An 18,399-nucleotide genomic window follows, 5' to 3' on the forward strand; every position below is an offset into this window, starting at 1 on the left:
CGAGGTGCTGGCGGCACCGCCCTCGGGGCCACAGTGGTTGGCCGAGGCGCAGGTCGCCGGGAGGCCCGCGGGGCGGGCGTCACTTGCCGATGTGCAGCGCCTCCCGGATGAACATCTGCGCGAAGGTCGGCGCGCCGGTGGTGGTGACCACGTCGATGAACTGGTCGACGTGGAGGTCCTCGGTCGCCTCCCGGACGAGCAGGTCGGCCAGGTCGGTGCGGGAGGTGAACCGGCCGGGGAGCCGGCGCGGCTCGGCCCGGTAGTCGGTGACGCCGTCACCGTCGAAGAGACCGGCCGGACGGATGACGGTCCAGTCCAGACCGCTTTCCGACACCACCTTCTCCATCCGCGCCATGTCCTCGTAGACGGTGCGTCCCATCCGCAGCAGGATCGGTGCGATGATCTTCTTGAACGTGAACGTCTCGCCCTCGGCGTGCTCGCCGCTGGTGCCGGTCGACGTCACGCAGACCAGCCGGCGCAGGCCGTGGGCCCGCATCGCGGCGATCATGTTGGCGGCGCCCTCGGAGTAGGTTCGCACCGTCTCCTTCGTGTACGGCACACCCAGCGTCGAGATCACCGCCTGCTGGCCGGCGACGGCGGCGTCGACAGCCGCGGCGTCCAGCACGTCGGCGCCCACCACCCGCAGGTTCTCGCCCCGCACCGGGAAGGACTCCGGACGCCGGGTCACTGCTGTGACGACGTGGCCCCGGGCCATCGCCAGCTCGGTGGCCAGCCGGCCGGTGGGCCCGTTCGCGCCGAACACCACGAGTCTCATCTGGCCCCACCTCTTCGTCGGCGCGAGGGTCGAACGACGGTCCAGCAGTCGAACAACGTTCCGGTGCCCGACCAATGTACTACGCTCACGGGCGGAACAGGCAGATTTCGGGCGAGGCGGGTGACGGGATGGCGGAGCGGAGCCGGAGCCTGTGGCTGCGGACGACGTCGGCCGGGCGGCCCGACCCGCCACTGACCGTCGAGCGCATCACCGCCGCCGCGGTCGAGCTGCTGGACGAGGACGACGTCGGGCAGCTCACCATGCGCCGCCTCGCCGACCGCCTCGGCGTCGGCACCACCACGCTCTACTGGCACGTGGACACCAAGGAAGACGTGATCGACCTCGCGGTCGACGCGGTGTTCGCCGCCACGCCGCCACCGCCACCCGGCGACGACTGGCGGGCGGACGTCACGACGCTGCTGACCGAGCGCCGTGCCGCGCTGCTTCGGCACCCGTGGTCGGCGGTGATGCGACGACGCCCCGCGGTCGGCCCCGGCTTCCTGTCCTGGATGGAGTTCCTCCAGGCCACCCTGACCCGCGCCGGGTTCACCTCCCGGGACGTCACCGCGGCGAGCTGGGTGCTCTACAGCCACGTCCAGGGCTCCGCGGCCAGCCAGGCCACGCTGCGGTGGTCGGCGGCCGAACGCCGGGAGGGCCAGCTGATGCTGGAGCGGCACAGCGCCAGCTATCCCACACTGGCCGCGCAGCGGCACCTGCTCGACGACGACTGGGACACGAACTTCGCGCTCGGGCTGGCGTACGTGCTCGACGGTCTGACCGCCCGCGCCGCAGCCGGCGCCACCTGAGGCCGGACACGCCGAACCGGCCCGCGCCGGGCGGGCCGGTTCACGTCGGAGTCAGAGGCCGAACTTCTCCGCCAGCAGCCGGCGGTCCACGTACCTGATCGCCGACGTGGTCTGCTCGCGGCCGATCTTGTACGCGGTGGCCACCTCGACCAGCCGCAGCGCCTGGTACTCGAGGGCGGCGAGGTTGTCCTCGTGGACGTTGTTCGCCTCGTGCCGGGAGACGCTGCACGTGCCGTACGGCGCGCCGTTGTTCGGCAGGCCGAGCACCTCCACGCTGGAGCCGTTCGGGACGATCAGCGAACCCCAGTGGCAGATGCAGTTGTGCAGCGCCAGGATGGCCGCCTGCTGCCCGGCGTGCGGCATCGAGCCGGACGCGAACACGGACACCACCTTGTTCGCCAGGTCACCCGGAATGGCGACCGGTCCGGAGTGGTCGATGAAGTCGAGGATCTGCGGAGCCGGCAGCCCGTAGTGCACCGGCGTGCCGATCATGATGGCGTCCGCCGCGACCAGGTCCGCGAGCGTGGCCACCGGGACGTCCGCGGTCTCGGCGTTGAGCTCGGCGTACGCCTTGTGGTCGAGCACCATCGGGCTGGGCAGGTCGGGCACCTTGTAGAGCTGCGCCTCCGCGCCCGCCTTCACCGCCGCAGCCGCCGCTGCCACGGCCATCTGGTAGGTATTCCCGCTGCGGGAGTGGAAGATGATTGCCACCTTGATCACAGGAACGCTCCTCACGAGTCGATGCGCCTGGGCATCGCATGGACCATCTACGGGCATCCTGTCGGCCGCGCCCCGCCCGGCAAACGGCGCGGATCTTAGTTAGTCACCTCGATGTCCGCCGGGGCCGCGACCTGACAGAACCGGCCCGTCGTCGTTGACCGGTCCGTCCCGGTCCGGGTGTGCTGCGCCCATGTCGAACGCTTCCGCGGAACCGCCCGCCGCACCCACCGACCCCGCCGCGCTCCTGCCCCTGTTCGAGCGCGCGTTCAACAACCGCGATCTCGACCAGCTGGAGCAGCTCTACGAGCCGGACGCCCTGCTGATCCTCGCCCCCGGCACGGTCCTGACCGGCGACCAGAGGCGCGCGCGCAGCCGGGAGGAGCAGCACTTCCTGCCGATCAAGGTGGCCGTCCGCCACCAGTACGTCACCGGCGACATCGCCCTGGTGATCAACGACTACGTCCACGAGGGAACCGGACCCGACGGCACCCCGATCCGGATCGAGGGCACCGCCGTCGACGTGCTCCGGCGCGGCGCGGACGGCGCCTGGCGCTGCGTCATCAGCAACCCCGCCGGACTGGGCGCCGCCGGTCCCACCGCACCCTGACCACTGTCGACACCGGGCCGCAGCGGCGCCGGTGACCGGCCGGCCGGACGGTCAGCCCGTCAATCGGGCGACGATGCCGGCGGCCGGGCCCGGCGCGGCGGACGCGAAACCGGTCCCGGCCCACAGGTTCAGCGCCTCGGCGTCACCGAGACGTGCCGCCGCGGCCCGGATCGGCGCGGTCAGGTGGTGCACCGCCGGATAGGCGACCGGCGCCGCCGCGGAGTAGGCGTCGGTGAAGCGGTTGGCCAGGGCCCGCGCCGGATGACCGGTGAACGCCCGGGTGACCACGGTCCGGCGGAAGTCGCCGGAGAGCATCGCGGCGCGCTGCGCCGGCCGGGTGCCGGCCTCGTCGGCGAGCAGGAACGCGGTGCCGCTCTGCACCGCCGCCGCGCCGGCCGCGCGCAGCCCCGCGACATCCTCGGCGGACGAGGTTCCGCCGGCCACGACGACCGGCAGGTCCGTGACCGACCGTACGGCGGCGAGCAGGTCCCGCGCCTCGCCGCGCGGCCGGTAGCCGGACGGATCGGTGGTCGAGGCGTGCCCGCCCGCCGTGCCCGCCTGCGCGACGAGTGCGTCCGGTCCGGCGGCGACCGCCCGGCGGGCCTCGTCGGCCGAGGTGACGGTGATCAGCACGTGGCATCCGGCGTCGCGCAGCGCCCGCACCACACCCGCCGGCGGTACGCCGAACGCGAAGCTCACGAGCGGGACCGCGTACGCCACCGCCAGGTCCACCTTCGCGGCGAAGTGGTCGTCGTCGTGCCGGCGCGGCGTCGGCAGGTCCACCCCGTACCGCTGCGCCTCCGGCAGCAACAACCGGCGGTACGCCTCCACCCGCGCCGGGTCCGGCTCGGCCGGGGTCGGCACGAAGATGTTGAGCCCGTACGGCACGCCGGCCGCGCGCGTCGCGCGTACCTGGTCCTCGACGGCCTCGGGGGTCTGGTAGCCGGCGGCGAGGAAGCCGACCGAGCCGGCCCGGGCGGCGGCGGTGACCAGCGCCGGGTTCGACGGACCTCCGGCCATCGGGGCGACCACCAGGGGAGGGAGCAGCTCGGTCATGGCGTGACCCTACGTCGGTTCCGGACGACAGCGAGTGCGGGGAACCCCGTCCAGGGGTCCCCCGCACCCTGTGGGGGAAGGGCTCAGATCCGGGCCGCTTCCTCGACCCCGGCCGGGGGAACCGGGGCCGTCTTCGCCCGCCGTCCGGGCATCCACCAGTTGGCCTTGCCGCACAGCTCCATCACGGCCGGGACGAGGATCATCCGGACGATGGTGGCGTCGACGAACACCGCCACCGCCATGCCCAGGCCGACCTGCTTGACCGAGACGTCGGGGCCGAGCATGCCGGTGGTGAACACGGCGATCATGATGGCGGCCGCCGCCGTGATCACCTTGGCGGTACGGGCCAGACCGCGGGTCACGGCACGGCGGGTGTCGCCGGTGCGCTCGTACTCCTCACGGATCCGCGAGATCAGGAAGACCTCGTAGTCCATGGAGAGGCCGAACAGCAGCGGGAACATCATCATCGGCACCCATGTCGTGATCGGCATGGAGGTGGGGAAGCCGAGGGCGGACCCGAGCCAACCCCACTGCACGATCGCCACCAGCACACCGAACGAGGCGCCGATGGACAGCAGGTTCATCACCGCCGCCTGCAGCGCGATCGTGACCGACCGCACCAGCACGACGAGCAGCAGCAGGGACAGCAGGATGACCACGGTGATCATCACGGGCAGCCGGGAGCTGGTCTCCTCGGCGAGGTCGATCGCGCCGGCGTTCGGGCCGCCGAGATAGACCTCGCGGCCGCCGGACGCCGCGGGGAGCACGTCGTCGCGCAGCTTGTGCACCAGGTCCGCGGTGGCCTCGTCCTGGGCGCCGGTGCGGGGGAAGGCCATGAAGACGGCGGCCTGCCCGTCCTGGCTGATCCGGGGCGGCGTCGCGTACGCCACGCCCTCGGTGCCGCTCACCGCGGCGACGACCGGACCGAGGTCACTGTTTCCGTCGCCGACCTCGGCGGCGAAGATCAGGGGAGCGCCGTAGCCGGGGCCGAAGCCCTCGGACAGGATCTCGTACGAGGTGTAGCTGCTGCGGTCGCGGGGCTGGACGCTGGCGTCGGGCAGGCTCAGCCGCATCGACAGCAGCGGCGCGGTCAGCACCAGCAGGATGGCGGTTGCCCCGAGCGCGGCGATGACCGGGCGGCGCTGCACCACGCCGGCCCAGCGTTCCGCGAGCGTGCGGCGCTCCTGCTTCGGCGCGTCGGAGCCGGCCTGCCGAAGGGGGCCCCGGCGCGGTACGCGCAGACCCTGGATCTTGTAGCCGGCGAAGCCCAGGAAGGCCGGCATCAGCGTGACCGCGGCGATCATCGTCACCAGCACCGTCGCCGAGGCCCCGAGCGCGACGCCGTTCATCATCTTCTGGCCCATGGCGATCAGGCCCAGCAGCGCGATCATCACGGTGGTGCCCGCGAAGAGGACCGCGTGACCGGCGGTGGTGATGGCCTTGACCGTGGCGCTCTCGGGATCGTCCCCCTCCACCAGGCTGTCCTTGAAGCGGGTGAGGATGAACAACGCGTAGTCGATGCCGACGCCGAGGCCGATCAGCACGGCGATGAGCACCGTGAAGTCCGGTGAGGGGACCAGGTGTCCGACGAGCTTCATCAGCGCGACGCCGCCGAGCACCGCCAGCAGCGCGGTGACGATCGGCAGGCCCATCGCCACCAGCGAGCCGAACGCGAGGAACAGGATCACCGCGGCGGTCACCACGCCGACCGCCTCGGCCGGACCCTGCGGGGGTGTCTCCGCCTTCTCCGCCCGCTCGCCGCCCAGCCCCAGCGTCACGCCGTCGCCGGAGGCGTCCTTGACCGTGTCGACGAGTGGCTTGGCCTCGGCCTTCTCCACGTCCATCGAGGTCAGCGGGATCGTCGTCCGGGCGATGCGGCGGTCGGCGGTGACCAGGTTGCGGTCGTCGTAGGGCGAGACGATCGGCCCGGTCACCGGTGAGGCGTCCAGGTCGGAGATGACCTTCTCGATCTTCTGCCGCGCCGCCGGGTCGTCGATGCCCCGCTCGGCCTTGATGGCCAGGGTGAGCGTGTCGCCCCGCTGCTCGGGGAAGTGCTTCTCGATCAGGGCCTGCGCCCGTGCGGAATGGGAGTCCCCGCCGGAGTAGACGTTGTCCGGGGCGGCGCCGTAGCGGAAGCCCAGGAACGCCAGGGCGATGACGCCGACGATCCAGGTCAGGAGCACCAGTCGACGACGCCGGTAACAGAACCGCGCCAATCCCGCCAGAGCTCCGTCTGTGCGGGGAGTCTCGGTAGGCATCATCTTCTCCTCAAGTCAATAAGCGCTCTACCTAATGGTCGTGAACAGGCACTTCTGTGTCGCCGTACGGATGCAGGCACTTCCTGGACGTCGCTACCACGGTTGCGGTACTCCATTTGCAGTACACCTGTCGGTATCCGGTCAGCGCCGTATCCTGCGCTTTCTCTGTCGGCAGAGCGGTGCGGTGACCCGCCGCCGTCGACCGCCCGCGGGAGCGGTCGCGTCCGGACCGGGCAGGAGTGACGCCATGTTCCGGTCGGAGCTTGTTTCACCTGGTCACGATGGTGCTGGACGTTCGGCCGGCCGGTCCGGGACGGTCCGCGGCGAGGGCTGTTTCGGTCATGCGTGCGAGTTCTGCCAATCGTGGCATTGTTTAGGTAAGTCCGATATCAGCGGGATGCTGCCTGATATATGACGGCTGCGCCGGGGCCTGCCGGATAGTTATGATGAGCGACGACGGTGATCGATGGCAAATGTGGTTGCTGTGGGGTAGCGTCATCGACCGAGTCCAGGCTTTTCTTGAGCTGTGTGCGCATATTCCGGGGGGATTATGACAACGGGACGGCCGCGGGAGTACGAGGCGACAGCCGCAGCACGAAATCCGGTGTGCGCCGCCGGGGGGCCGGTGTCCCAGCCGGGGGGCGGAGGGAGCGACGAGCAGGTCCTGCGCGAGATCCTCGGGGTCGACGTGCACCGCGAGCTGATTGACTTCGCGGGCGGTGCCGGCGGAAATCCGCACCTGGTCGCCGAACTGGCGCGCGGGCTCGCCGAAGAGGGATTGATCCGGGAGAGAAATGGTCGGGCGGAATTGGTTTCCCGTCGAATTCCCCGGCGTGTGCTGAGTTTTGTCATGCGGCGATTGAATGACGTGAGCGCCGGCTGCCAGCAGTTTCTTAAGGTTGCCGCCGCATTGGGCAGATCCTTCATGCTGGAGGACGTCTCGAGAATGCTGGGCAGATCGTCGGCGGCCCTGCTCCCGCCGGTGGACGAGGCGATCGCCTCGGGCTTCGTCGTGGCCGCCGAGCATCAGCTCGCCTTTCAGAGCGATTTCCTGCTGCGCGGCATCATCGAGGCCATTCCCGGGCCCGCCCGCGACGCCTTACGACGTGAGGCGATGAGCCTTTCCGGGCGACGCAGCCCGGTGGCCGACCAGAATCGCCGGATGGACGCCGCGACTGCCGCGCCGGTGAGCGCGACCGGAGAGGACGCCACCAGATCCCGTTCCCGCGCGCACCGCCTGATCATGAGCGGGAACGCCGAGGCCGGCGTCCGTGTCGCCGAGGCGGTTCTCGCCGGCCCGGCCGCGTCGCCCGCCGCCCGGCGTGACGCGCAGGCGTGTCTGGTGCTGGCCGATCTCCTGCTCGGCGGCGAGGGCGCCGATCCGCTGACCGAGGCGATCCTGCGGGAACGCGACGCCGAGTCCGGTGACGCCGCGCTGGCGATGGCGCTGACCGCCCGGTCCACCGGGCTGTGGTCGGCGGGAAAGCTGGCGGAGGGCCTGGAGCTGGGACGGGCGGCGGTGCGGGCCGGCGCGGAGGCCGAACCGGTGTGGCGTCTGCACGCCCAGCTCGCGCTCGCCGGCAAACTCGCGAACCTGCGTGAGTTCGACGAGGCCGAGGCGCTGATCAACGAGGCGGAGGCCGGCCTGCGCGGACTGCCCGCGCCGATCTGGACGGCCGCGCCGGCGGTGATGCGGTCCCGGCTGCTGCTGCAGGCCGGGCGGATCGGGGACGCGCGCCGGGAGGCGGCGCTGGCCACCGCCGCCGTGGCCGGGGACGCGGTGCCCATGCTGCGGCCCCTCGCCTACGCGGTGCTCAGCACCTCCTCCTTCTACATGGGCGACGTGCCCGCCGCGATCGAGTACCTCAGGCGGGGGCAGGAGGACGCGGACCGCCACGTGGTCCTCGACTCGGTGCAGTACTCGTGGGCGGAAGTGCTGATCACGGTCAAGCAGGAGGGCCCGCGGGCCGCCGCCCGGCTGCTGGCGGGCAAACACCGCCGCCTGCCGACGCGACGCCGCCTGTACGTCGAGGTGCCGAGCGCCGCCGCCTTCCTGGTCCTGCTCGCCCGCGACGTGGACGACCGTGACCTCGAACGCCGCGTCCTCGCCACGGTGGACGGACTGGCCGCGGACAATCCCGGGATCCAGGTCGTCAGCCTCACCGCCATGCACGCCCACGCGCTGGCGAACAGCGCCCCGGCGGCTCTGGCGCTCATCATCGTGCAGTCACGGGACCCGATCTCGGTGGCGCTGGCCACCGAGGAGCTCGCCAAGCTCTACGCCGCGCAGGCCCAGGCGGGGGGACGGCCGGTGACACCGGCCCGCGCCGAGGAAACCGGCGTCCCACCGGCGAGCTGCTGGTCGACCCTGTCCGACATGGAGCAGCGGATCGCCTACCTGGTGAGCGTGGGCCTGACGAACCGGCAGATCGCCAAGCAGGTCCACCTGTCCGCGCACACCGTCAACTACCACCTGCGGAAGGTCTACCGGAAGCTGGGCTTCAACACCCGGGCCGAGCTGGCGCACGCCGCGGCCACCTACTCCAGCCGTGCGGCGATCTATTCGATGACCGGCGAGCCGGACTGGGACACGGGCTCCGTGACCGGCAAGGCCAGCTGAACCGCGTCTCCGGCGTCCGCCGGCTGAACCGCGCCCGTCCGCCGGACGGCCCGCTCAGCCGGCGGACGCCGGCTGGCGTGGGGTGGCCAGCGCCGGCCGGACCGCCTCGTGCGCGATGAAGCAGCGGGTCAGTTCGACCCGGCTGTTGATGTCGAGCTTGGAGAAGACGCGCCGCAGGTGGCTGTCGACGGTGTGCGGGGACAGGAACAGCGAGCTCGCCGCCTCACGGTTGGTCATCCCGTCCACGATGGCCCGCACGACCCGCAGCTCCGCGCTGGTCAGGCTCTCCCACCCGGACCGGGGCCGGTCCGGGACCAGCGGGCGGACGTTGTGCGCGGGCACACCACGCAGCTCGGCCTCCACGCGGTCCAGGTCGCGTCGCGCGCCGCACTCGCGGTAGGCGTCCGCCGCGGCTTCGAGGAGCCGGATGGCCTCGGCCCGGTCCCGGGTGCCCCCGGCCGCGTCCTCCACCGCGCCGGCCGCGGCCAGCGTACGGCCGGCGAGCCGGTGCAGATCCGCGGCCCGCAGCAGTGCCGCCGGATCGTCGCGCAGCAGACCCGCGGCGTGCTCGGCCGCCGCCGCCAGCGACTGGACGAACGGGTTGCCGCGGGCGACGCGCCGGGCGACCTCCACGGCCCGCTCGGCCTCCGCGTCGAGCCCGGCCCGGCGGGCGTGGCGGACGAGCGCCGCCGCCGCGGCCGGCGCCTCGGTGAACAGCAGCGGATCGGGTACGACCTGCCCGGCGACGTTGATCAACGTCTGCACCATCATCGCCGGACGGCCGCTGGCCGCGTGGAACCGGGCCAGCGCCCAGTCCATCCGCGCCGTGTCGTCGGCGCCGGCCAGCCGCTCGGCCGCCCGTAACTGGTCGCTGGCCGTGGCGAGGTCACCGCGGTGCACGCTCAGGTGGGCCAGGACCAGGCGCGCCGGTACGCAGTCGGCCGGCCGGGCGCGATCGGCGGCTCGCAGCGCCGCCTCCGCCTCGGCGCGCGCCTCCTCCAGCCGTCCCGCCGCCGTCAGCAGCTCGGCCCGGTGGCCGCGCCGGAGCGTCTCCGAGCCGGTGTGGCAGGACTCCCGCGTCGTCGGCCGTACGGTGTCCAGCACCGCCTGCGCCTCGTCGCGCTGATCGGCCGCGGCCAGTGCCCGGACCAGCCAGGTCCACAGCGGCCGCCCGCCGGGCGCGCAGCCCGGCGACGGGGTCCCGGGCTCCGGCCCGGCGGGCGACGCGCCGCCCAGGCGCTTCGTGACGTCCGCGAGCGCCCGGTCCAGCTTGGCCCGGTCCAGCTCGCACACGTCGTGGCGGGCGCGCGTGCGCCGCAGGAAGCCGGCCGCCAGGCGGTGGCTGCCGGCGGCCCGCATGCCGTGGCCCAGTTCGAGCACGAGTTGCGTCTCGACGTCCGCGGGGAGGTCGCGGCGCAGGATCACCTCCGCGAGGCGGCCGGCCTCGGTGGGCCGTCCCGCTCCGGCCAGCAGGCGCAGCGCACGGGCCAGCGCCCGCGGCGCCTCGGCGGACCTGTTCTGCAGGTGGGACACGGCCTCCGCCACCACCTCGTCGCACCCGCACCGGCCGGAGCGCGGCGCCGGCCCGGCCGCCGCGACGGGCACTGCCGCCTCCGGCGCGGAGCGGGCGACACGTACGCCGGCGGGGGAGTGGGGCGGACCGAGCCGCCCGCGCGGGGCCGGGCCGTCCGCCACGTCGCCCGCCGCCGGCGCGGTGGCGGGCTCGGCGCGCTCCGGTCGCGGGTACGCGGCGTGCCGAAGCGCCTCGCCGACGACCTGGTGGGCGAAGGTCAGCTCCGCGCCGTCGCGCCGCAGCAGCCCGACCCGTACCGCCTCGTCGATCGCGGCGGACACGTCGGCGGCCGGCCCGTCGAGCAGGCCCGTCACCCGGTCGGCGGGGAACGTGTGGCCGAGCCGGCCGGCGGCCGCGAGCAGGCGCCGCAGCGGGGGCGGCATCTCCTCCAGCAGCCCGTGGACGGCGGTGAGGACACCGTCGGGCAGCCCGTCGGACACCACCGACGCGGCGCCGTCCACGATGATCATCTGGCCGGCCTTGATGAACGCGCTGAACACGTTCTCCATCACCTTCGGGTTGCCGCCGCAGCGGGCCGCCCAGCGCAGGACGGAGGCGTCCGGCCGGGCGCCGAGGAGGCCGGCGCACAGGTCGGCCACCGCCTCCTCGCCCGGCTCGCGCAGCCGTACCCGTACCGCGACGTGCTCGGCCAGCCAGTCGACGGCGTGCTGGGCGATCGACCCGGCGGCGACCGGCCGTCGGGCCAGCAGCCAGAGCACCGGCGAGGACGCCAGCCGCGGCACGAGTCCGCGCAGGGCGAGGGCGCTGACGTCGTCGATGCGCTGGGCGTCGTCCAGGGCGACCACGAGCGGACGCCGGCGCGCCGCGACCTCGACCAGATCGCCGACCCGGTCGATCAGCCAGAACGGGTTGGCGCCCGGGACGGCGAGCTGCTCGACCGCCGCTTCGCCGGGCATCGCGTGGCGCAGGAAATTGACCAGCAGGTGAACGGGCACCGGCTGGTCCGTGACGCTTGCCCGCCCGGCCACCACTGTCAGCCCGCGGGCTGCCGCCTCCAGGCCGGTGACCTTCAGCAGGTGGGTCTTGCCGATGCCGAACGGCCCGTCGACCACGACGCAGCCGCCGGAACCCCGCACGGTGGCGTCGAGCAGTTCCCCCAATGAGGACAATTCCCGCTCGCGCCCCGCCATGCGATTCATGATGACCATCCCGTTTTTCCTCTGCTGAATCGTCCGACGCGCGCCGCGAGTCGAGGTCCTCGGGCGTTCGACCGTCCGTTCTGGACAGTTGAACGCCGGATCGGTGCGGGCTACTCAGTTATACGGGATCTGCGGCCGTTCGTCGGCGACGTCGCTGGCAGCGCCCACTACTCGCGTGAGTAGTGGGCACGGTGACGGAGCGCGATTACTGTCAGGCCATGCCGGAATCGGCATGCCGGCGCGGACGAAATGGCGGCGCCGATGGGGAGATCGGCGTCGTTTCCGCGCCGGCGCGACCGTCCGGAACGGAATCGACTGATCGCGGCTCGACGTGACTGGTCCAGCGAATCCAGGGGAGTCCGAGATGCGTGAGTGTAATGGTGAATGCCGCCTCGATCGGGAGACCCGGGCATGACCGTCGGACATCTCGGGACGGTCACCGACTCGGCGCCCGTCGACGCCGCGCTGCGGGACTTCTTCGCCGAGCGCCGCGCCGAGGCCCGCGAGCTGGGCGACGACTTCGCGGCCCTGGTCGCCGAGCTGGAGAGCTACGTGCTGCGGGGCGGCAAACGCATCCGGCCCGCCTTCGCCTGGCTGGGCTGGATCGGCGCCGGCGGCGACCCGGAGGACCCGGTGGCCGGCGCGGTGCTGAACGCCTGCGCCGGGTTCGAGCTGCTGCACGCGTCCGGCCTGATCCACGACGACATCATCGACGCGTCCCAGACCCGCCGCGGCCATCCCGCCGCGCATGTCGCGTACGCCGAACGGCACCGGGCGCGGCGCTTCTCCGGTGACCCGGGCACGTTCGGCACCGGCACCGCCATCCTGATCGGCGACCTGGTCCTGATCTGGGCCGACGTCCTGGTCCGCGCCTCCGGCCTGCCGGCCGACGCGCACGTGCGGGTCTCGCCGGTGTGGTCGGCGGTGCGCTCCGAGGTCATGTACGGCCAGCTGCTCGACCTGATCAGCCAGGTCAGCCGGAGCGAGGACGTCGACGCGGCGCTGCGCATCAACCAGTACAAGACCGCGTCGTACACGGTGGAGCGCCCACTGCAGTTCGGCGCCGCGATCGCCGGCGCGGACGACGACCTCTTCGCCGCCTACCGCGCCTTCGGCGCCGACATCGGCATCGCGTTCCAGCTCCGTGACGACCTGCTCGGCGTGTTCGGCGACCCGGTGGTGACGGGCAAGCCGTCCGGCGACGACCTGCGGGAGGGCAAGCGGACGGTCCTGCTCGCCACGGCGCTCAAGCGCGCCGACGAACGGGACCCGGACGCGGCGGCCTACCTGCGGGCAAAGGTCGGCACCGACCTCGCGGACGAGGAGATCGCCCGCATCCGTGGCATCTTCCGCGACGTCGGCGCGGTCGAGGAGATCGAGCGGCAGATCTCGCTGCGCACCGACCGCGCGCTGGCCGCGCTGGAGGCCAGCAGCGCCACCGCCCCCGCGAAACATCAGCTCGCCGACATGGCGATCAAGGCCACCCAGCGGGCCCAGTGATGTCCACGGAACCGGTGACCGTCGTCGCCCGCCGCGTCCTCGACGACAGGGGTGACGGAGCGGTCCGCCTCGGCGCCGGCCGCGCCCACGGCAAGGCCATCCTGCTGGGCGAGCACGCCGTCGTGTACGGCGCGCCGGCGCTCGCCGTCCCGGTGCCGCAACTGACCGCCGTGGCGAAGGCGCGCCGGGTCGGCGGCGACGGCCCGGACGAGATCTCGTTCGCCATCGCCGGGCTGGAGAGCCCGGAGGTGACGTCGCTGCCGACGGACGGTCTGCAGCACCTGGTGACGGAGTTCCGGCAGCGGGCCGCCGTCACCGATCCGATGCGCGTCGACGTGCTCGTGGACTGCGCGATCCCGCAGGGCCGGGGGCTCGGGTCGAGCGCCGCCTGCGCCCGCGCCGCGGTGCTGGCCCTCGCGGACGCGTTCGACCGCCGTCTCGACGCCGGCACGGTGTTCGATCTGGTGCAGGCCTCGGAGAACGTGGCGCACGGCCGGGCCAGCGGCATCGACGCGCTGGCCACCGGCGCGACCGCGCCGCTGATCTTCCGCAACGGCGTCGGCCGGGAACTGCCGGTCGCCATGGCGGGCTCCGCGCGGCTGTCCGACCCGGCCGGGTTCGACGCGGTGCTCGTCATCGCGGACAGCGGCGTCAGCGGCAGCACCAGGGACGCGGTGGAGTTGCTGCGTGGGGCCTTCGAACGCTCCCCGCGCACGCGCGACGAGTTCGTCAGCCGGGTCACCAGCCTGACCGAGGCGGCGGCGCACGACCTGCTCCAGGGCCGGGTCGCCGAATTCGGCGCGCGGCTGACCGAGAACCACCGGCTGTTGCGTGACGTGGGGGTCAGCACCGACCGGATCGACCGGATGGTCGACGCCGCGCTCGCCGCGGGCAGCCCGGGCGCCAAGATCAGTGGCGGTGGGCTGGGCGGCTGCATGATCGCGCTGGCCGGGGACCGCCGGGAGTCCGCGGCGGTGGTGCGCGGCGTCCGGCAGGCGGGCGCCGTCCGCACCTGGGTCGTCCCGATGGGGAGGTTCGCCGGCCATGACGACTGACCACCGGACGCAGCAGTCCACGCCGGCGCTGGACCGGCGGGCGACCGCGGTGGCCCATCCGAACATCGCACTGATCAAGTACTGGGGCAAGCGCGACGAGCAGCTCATGATCCCGTACGCCGACAGCCTGTCGATGACGCTCGACATCTTCCCGACCACCACCACCGTCCGGATCGACAGCGGCGCGCCGGCCGACGAGGTGGTCCTCGACGGCTCACCCGCCGGCGGCGAGCGGCGACAGCGCGTCGTCGCCTTCCTGGACCTGCTGCGGCAACTGGCGGGGCGCACGGAACGGGCCCACGTCGACACCCGCAACTCGGTACCGACCGGCGCCGGCCTGGCGTCCTCGGCGAGCGGATTCGCCGCCCTCGCGCTCGCCGGCGCCGCCGCGTACGGCCTCGACCTGGACGCCACCGCGCTGTCCCGGCTGGCCCGGCGGGGGTCCGTGTCGGCCTCCCGGTCGGTCTTCGGCGGCTTCGCGATCTGCCACGCGGGCCCCGGCGCCGGGGCCGCCGCGGACCTCGGCTCCTACGCCGAGCCGGTGCCGGTCGCGCCGTTCGACGTCGTGCTGGTGGTCGCCATCGTCGACGCCGGGCCGAAGGCGGTGTCGAGCCGTGAGGGGATGCGGCGGACCGTCCGGACCTCGCCGCTCTATCCGTCGTGGGTGGCCTCCGGCCGGGCCGACCTGGCCGAGATGCGGACCGCGCTGCTGCGGGGCGACCTGGACGCCGTCGGCGAGATCGCCGAACGCAACGCCCTCGGCATGCACGCCACCATGCTGGCGGCCCGGCCGGCGGTGCGCTACCTGGCGCCGGTCACGGTGGCCGTGCTCGACAGCGTGCTGCGCCTGCGCGCCGACGGCGTCGGCGCCTACGCCACCATGGACGCGGGACCGAACGTCAAGGTGCTCTGCCGCCGTGCCGACGCCGACCGGGTGGCCGACACCCTGCGCGACGCCGCGCCGGGCTGCGCCGTGGTCGTCGCCGGACCGGGCCCGGCGGCCGCGCCGGACCCGGGCAGCCGGCCGTGACCGGGCCGGGCGCCGTGCGCCACCACGCGCCGGGCAAGCTGTTCATCGCCGGTGAGTACGCGGTGCTGGAGCCGGGTCACCCGGCGCTGCTGGTGGCTGTCGACAGGGGAGTGGACGTCACCGTCTCCGGCGCCGACGCCCACCTCGTGGTCGACTCCGACCTCCGCCCGGACCGGGCGCGCCTGCGGTGGCAGGACGGCCGGCTCGTCGCCGCGGACGACGGGCAGCCGGCGCCCGCCGACCTCGGCGCCGTGACCTCCGCGATCGAGGTGGTCGGCGAACTCCTGGCCGGGCGCGGACTGCGCCCGCTGCCGATGCGGGTGGCGATCACCAGCCGGCTGCACCGGGCCGGGACGAAGTTCGGGCTCGGGTCGAGCGGGGCGGTGAGCGTCGCCACGGTGACCGCCGTGGCCGCGTACCACGGGGTGGAGCTGTCGCTCGAATCGCGGTTCCGGCTGGCGATGCTGGCGACGGTGCGCGACGGCGCCGACGCCTCCGGCGGTGACCTGGCCGCGAGCGTCTGGGGCGGCTGGATCGCCTACCAGGCGCCCGACCGCGCCGCCGTACGCGACATGGCGCGGCGGCGCGGCGTGGAGGAGACGATGCGCGCGCCCTGGCCGGGCCTGCGGGTCCGGCGGCTGCCACCACCGCGTGGCCTCGCGCTGGAGGTGGGCTGGACCGGTGAGCCGGCCAGCAGCAGCGCGCTGACCGGGCGGCTGGCCGCCTCCCGGTGGCGGGGCAGCGCCGCGCGGTGGAGCTTCACCAGCCGCAGCCAGGAGTGCGTACGCACCGCGATCGACGCGCTGGAGCGGGGCGACGACCAGGAACTGCTGCACCAGGTCCGGCGGGCCCGGCACGTGCTCGCCGAGCTGGACGACGAGGTCCGGCTCGGCATCTTCACCCCCCGCCTGACGGCGCTGTGCGACGCCGCCGAGACCGTCGGCGGTGCGGCCAAACCGTCCGGCGCCGGCGGCGGCGACTGCGGCATCGCGTTGCTGGACGCCGCTGCCGCGACGCAGACCGCGCGGCTGCGCGAGCAATGGGCCGCCGCCGGGGTGCTCCCCATGCCGATCCAGGTCCACCAGAGGAACGGGAGCGCGCGATGATCGCCAACCGCAAGGACGACCACGTCCGGCTCGCCGCCGAGCAGCAGGGCCGGCTCGGCGGTCACCACGAGTTCGACGACGTGTCGTTCGTGCACCACGCCCTGGCCGGCATCGACCGGTCCGACGTCTCGCTGGCCACCTCGTTCGGCGGCATCGACTGGCCGGTGCCGCTGTGCATCAACGCGATGACCGGCGGCAGCACCAAGACCGGCCTGATCAACCGGGACCTGGCGATCGCGGCCCGGGAGACCGGGGTACCCATCGCCACCGGGTCGATGAGCGCCTACTTCGCCGACGAGTCGGTGGCCGAGACGTTCAGCGTGATGCGCCAGGAGAACCCGGACGGGTTCATCATGGCCAACGTCAACGCCACCGCCTCCGTCGAGCGGGCCCGGCGGGCCGTCGACCTGATGCGGGCCGACGCGCTGCAGATCCACCTGAACACCATCCAGGAGACGGTGATGCCGGAGGGGGACCGGTCGTTCGCCGCCTGGGGGCCGCGGATCGAACAGATCGTCGCCCGCGTCGGTGTCCCGGTGATCGTCAAGGAGGTCGGCTTCGGGCTCAGCCGCGAGACGCTGCTGCGGCTGCGGGACATGGGCGTCCGGGTGGCCGACGTCGCCGGCCGCGGCGGCACGAACTTCGCCCGGATCGAGAACGACCGGCGCGACGCCGCCGACTACTCCTTTCTCGACGGGTGGGGGCAGTCGACACCCGCCTGCCTGCTCGACGCCCAGGGCGTCGACCTGCCCGTGCTGGCCTCCGGCGGGGTCCGTAACCCGCTCGACGTGGTCCGTGGGCTGGCGCTCGGCGCCGGCGCCGCCGGGGTGTCCGGGCTGTTCCTGCGGACCCTCCTGGACGGCGGCGTGCCGGCGCTGCTGTCGCTGATCTCCACCTGGCTCGACCAGATCGAAGCCCTGATGACCGCCCTCGGCGCGCGCACACCGGCCGACCTGACCCGGTGCGACCTGCTGATCCACGGACGGCTGAGCGCGTTCTGCGCGGCCCGGGGCATCGACACCCACCGCCTCGCCACCCGCTCCGGCGCCACCCACGAGATGATCGGAGGCATTCGATGAACGACGCCATCGCCGGTGTGCCCATGAAATGGGTGGGTCCCGTGCGGATCTCGGGCAACGTGGCACAGGTCGAGACGGAGGTCCCGCTCGCCACGTACGAGTCGCCGCTGTGGCCGTCCGTGGGCCGGGGCGCGAAGATCTCCCGGCTGGTCGAGGCGGGCATCGTCGCCACGCTCGTCGACGAGCGCATGACCCGCTCGGTGTTCGTGCGCGCCAAGGACGCGCAGACCGCCTACCTGGCCTCGCTGGAGGTCGACGCGCGGTTCGACGAGCTGCGCGACATCGTGCGCACCTGCGGCAGGTTCGTCGAGCTGATCGGGTTCCACCACGAGATCACCGCGAATCTGCTGTTCCTGCGGTTCAGTTTCACCACCGGCGACGCGTCCGGGCACAACATGGCGACGCTGGCCGCCGACGCTTTGCTGAAGCACATCCTGGACACCATTCCGGGAATCTCGTACGGCTCGATCTCGGGCAACTACTGCACCGACAAGAAGGCCACCGCGATAAACGGCATTCTCGGCCGGGGCAAGAACGTGGTCACCGAACTGGTGGTGCCACGGGAGATCGTCCACGACAGACTGCACACGACGGCGGCCGCGATCGCCCAGTTGAACGTGCACAAGAACATGATCGGCACATTGCTCGCCGGCGGTGTCCGCTCGGCCAACGCGCACTACGCGAACATGCTGCTCGGGTTCTACCTGGCGACCGGGCAGGACGCCGCGAACATCGTCGAGGGCTCCCAGGGCGTGACGGTCGCCGAGGACCGCGACGGCGACCTCTACTTCTCCTGCACGCTGCCCAACCTGATCGTGGGCACCGTCGGCAACGGCAAGGGTCTCGGCTTCGTGGCGGAGAACCTGGAACGGCTCGGCTGCCGCGCCGCGCGTGATCCGGGCGAGAACGCCCGGCGGCTCGCGGTCATCGCGGCCGCGACGGTGCTCTGCGGCGAACTGTCCCTGCTCGCCGCGCAGACCAACCCGGGCGAGCTGATGCGGGCGCACGTCCGGCTCGAACGCCCGACCGAGACCACGAAGATCGGAGCCTGACG

At 73.1% G+C, this 18,399-nt stretch carries 14 protein-coding genes; 9 read left to right on the forward strand and 5 right to left on the reverse strand.

From position 1 onward, the window contains the following. Positions 1 to 79: 79 nt before the first annotated feature. Positions 80 to 775, reverse strand: coding sequence for an NAD(P)-dependent oxidoreductase (locus A4R25_RS03085; protein WP_064445528.1), 696 nt, complete (start codon positions 773 to 775; stop codon positions 80 to 82). A 128-nt stretch (positions 776 to 903) separates the two neighbouring features. Here A4R25_RS03085 and A4R25_RS03090 point away from each other — a divergent pair, with 128 nt between their 5' ends. Next, a complete protein-coding gene (locus A4R25_RS03090) occupies positions 904 to 1,581 on the forward strand; it encodes a TetR/AcrR family transcriptional regulator (protein ID WP_064445529.1) in 678 nt (225 codons plus the stop codon). Between the two features lie 51 nt (positions 1,582 to 1,632). Here A4R25_RS03090 and A4R25_RS03095 read toward each other — a convergent pair whose 3' ends face one another. After that, positions 1,633 to 2,301 carry an NAD(P)H-dependent oxidoreductase gene (locus A4R25_RS03095; protein WP_064445530.1) on the reverse strand — a complete coding sequence of 223 codons (669 nt, stop codon included), beginning with the start codon at positions 2,299 to 2,301 and terminating at the stop codon, positions 1,633 to 1,635. Positions 2,302 to 2,491: 190 nt separating this feature from the next. Here A4R25_RS03095 and A4R25_RS03100 point away from each other — a divergent pair, with 190 nt between their 5' ends. Beyond that, the gene (locus tag A4R25_RS03100; protein ID WP_064445531.1) at positions 2,492 to 2,908 is read left to right on the forward strand and encodes a DUF4440 domain-containing protein; all 417 of its coding nucleotides are present in this window, start codon (positions 2,492 to 2,494) and stop codon (positions 2,906 to 2,908) included. A 51-nt stretch (positions 2,909 to 2,959) separates the two neighbouring features. Here A4R25_RS03100 and A4R25_RS03105 read toward each other — a convergent pair whose 3' ends face one another. Next, on the reverse strand, positions 2,960 to 3,964 hold the full coding sequence (locus tag A4R25_RS03105) for a nitronate monooxygenase (protein ID WP_064445532.1): 1,005 nt from the start codon (positions 3,962 to 3,964) through the stop codon (positions 2,960 to 2,962). An 83-nt stretch (positions 3,965 to 4,047) separates the two neighbouring features. Next, positions 4,048 to 6,147 carry an MMPL family transporter gene (locus A4R25_RS03110; protein WP_197494845.1) on the reverse strand — a complete coding sequence of 700 codons (2,100 nt, stop codon included), beginning with the start codon at positions 6,145 to 6,147 and terminating at the stop codon, positions 4,048 to 4,050. A 1,000-nt stretch (positions 6,148 to 7,147) separates the two neighbouring features. Here A4R25_RS03110 and A4R25_RS03115 point away from each other — a divergent pair. Next, positions 7,148 to 8,842, forward strand: coding sequence for a LuxR C-terminal-related transcriptional regulator (locus A4R25_RS03115; RefSeq protein WP_157538976.1), 1,695 nt, complete (start codon positions 7,148 to 7,150; stop codon positions 8,840 to 8,842). Positions 8,843 to 8,896: 54 nt separating this feature from the next. Here the strand turns inward: A4R25_RS03115 and A4R25_RS03120 are convergent, their stop codons facing one another. Continuing rightward, positions 8,897 to 11,566, reverse strand: coding sequence for a helix-turn-helix transcriptional regulator (locus A4R25_RS03120; RefSeq protein WP_197494846.1), 2,670 nt, complete (start codon positions 11,564 to 11,566; stop codon positions 8,897 to 8,899). Between the two features lie 420 nt (positions 11,567 to 11,986). Here A4R25_RS03120 and A4R25_RS03125 point away from each other — a divergent pair, with 420 nt between their 5' ends. The 6 genes from A4R25_RS03125 to A4R25_RS03150 are packed head-to-tail and all read left to right on the forward strand — an operon-like array spanning position 11,987 to position 18,397. Next, entirely contained in the window at positions 11,987 to 13,075 is a 1,089-nt protein-coding gene (locus A4R25_RS03125) for a polyprenyl synthetase family protein (protein ID WP_064445534.1), read from the forward strand. Next, positions 13,075 to 14,130 carry a mevalonate kinase gene (mvk, locus tag A4R25_RS03130; RefSeq protein ID WP_082930901.1) on the forward strand — a complete coding sequence of 352 codons (1,056 nt, stop codon included), beginning with the start codon at positions 13,075 to 13,077 and terminating at the stop codon, positions 14,128 to 14,130. The genes A4R25_RS03125 and mvk overlap by 1 nt, the downstream gene beginning before the upstream one ends. Continuing rightward, positions 14,120 to 15,160 (forward strand): diphosphomevalonate decarboxylase, encoded by a 1,041-nt coding sequence (gene mvaD / locus A4R25_RS03135; protein ID WP_064445535.1) that lies wholly within the window; start codon positions 14,120 to 14,122, stop codon positions 15,158 to 15,160. Before mvk ends, mvaD begins: the two co-directional genes overlap by 11 nt. Next, positions 15,157 to 16,266, forward strand: coding sequence for a phosphomevalonate kinase (locus A4R25_RS03140; RefSeq protein ID WP_064445536.1), 1,110 nt, complete (start codon positions 15,157 to 15,159; stop codon positions 16,264 to 16,266). The genes mvaD and A4R25_RS03140 overlap by 4 nt, the downstream gene beginning before the upstream one ends. Beyond that, on the forward strand, positions 16,263 to 17,345 hold the full coding sequence (fni, locus tag A4R25_RS03145; protein ID WP_064445537.1) for a type 2 isopentenyl-diphosphate Delta-isomerase: 1,083 nt from the start codon (positions 16,263 to 16,265) through the stop codon (positions 17,343 to 17,345). Before A4R25_RS03140 ends, fni begins: the two co-directional genes overlap by 4 nt. Further along, entirely contained in the window at positions 17,342 to 18,397 is a 1,056-nt protein-coding gene (locus A4R25_RS03150; RefSeq protein WP_113973015.1) for a hydroxymethylglutaryl-CoA reductase, read from the forward strand. The genes fni and A4R25_RS03150 overlap by 4 nt, the downstream gene beginning before the upstream one ends. The last annotated feature ends 2 nt before the right edge of the window (positions 18,398 to 18,399 follow it).

Origin of the sequence: Micromonospora sp. NBRC 110037 (genome assembly GCF_001652995.1) — a bacterium.
Classification (GTDB): Bacteria; Actinomycetota; Actinomycetes; order Mycobacteriales; family Micromonosporaceae; genus Micromonospora; species Micromonospora chalcea.

Excerpts from the sequence above, each read along its gene's own strand:
- A4R25_RS03115 (WP_157538976.1), top strand. The coding sequence starts at position 7,148 with ATGCTGGAGGACGTCTCGAGAATGCTGGGCAGATCGTCGGCGGCCCTG.
- A4R25_RS03150 (WP_113973015.1), top strand. The coding sequence starts at position 17,342 with ATGAACGACGCCATCGCCGGTGTGCCCATGAAATGGGTGGGTCCCGTG.
- mvk (WP_082930901.1), top strand. The coding sequence starts at position 13,075 with ATGTCCACGGAACCGGTGACCGTCGTCGCCCGCCGCGTCCTCGACGAC.
- A4R25_RS03085 (WP_064445528.1), bottom strand. The coding sequence starts at position 775 with ATGAGACTCGTGGTGTTCGGCGCGAACGGGCCCACCGGCCGGCTGGCC.
- fni (WP_064445537.1), top strand. The coding sequence starts at position 16,263 with ATGATCGCCAACCGCAAGGACGACCACGTCCGGCTCGCCGCCGAGCAG.
- A4R25_RS03105 (WP_064445532.1), bottom strand. The coding sequence starts at position 3,964 with ATGACCGAGCTGCTCCCTCCCCTGGTGGTCGCCCCGATGGCCGGAGGT.
- A4R25_RS03120 (WP_197494846.1), bottom strand. The coding sequence starts at position 11,566 with ATGGCGGGGCGCGAGCGGGAATTGTCCTCATTGGGGGAACTGCTCGAC.
- mvaD (WP_064445535.1), top strand. The coding sequence starts at position 14,120 with ATGACGACTGACCACCGGACGCAGCAGTCCACGCCGGCGCTGGACCGG.
- A4R25_RS03090 (WP_064445529.1), top strand. The coding sequence starts at position 904 with ATGGCGGAGCGGAGCCGGAGCCTGTGGCTGCGGACGACGTCGGCCGGG.
- A4R25_RS03100 (WP_064445531.1), top strand. The coding sequence starts at position 2,492 with ATGTCGAACGCTTCCGCGGAACCGCCCGCCGCACCCACCGACCCCGCC.
- A4R25_RS03125 (WP_064445534.1), top strand. The coding sequence starts at position 11,987 with ATGACCGTCGGACATCTCGGGACGGTCACCGACTCGGCGCCCGTCGAC.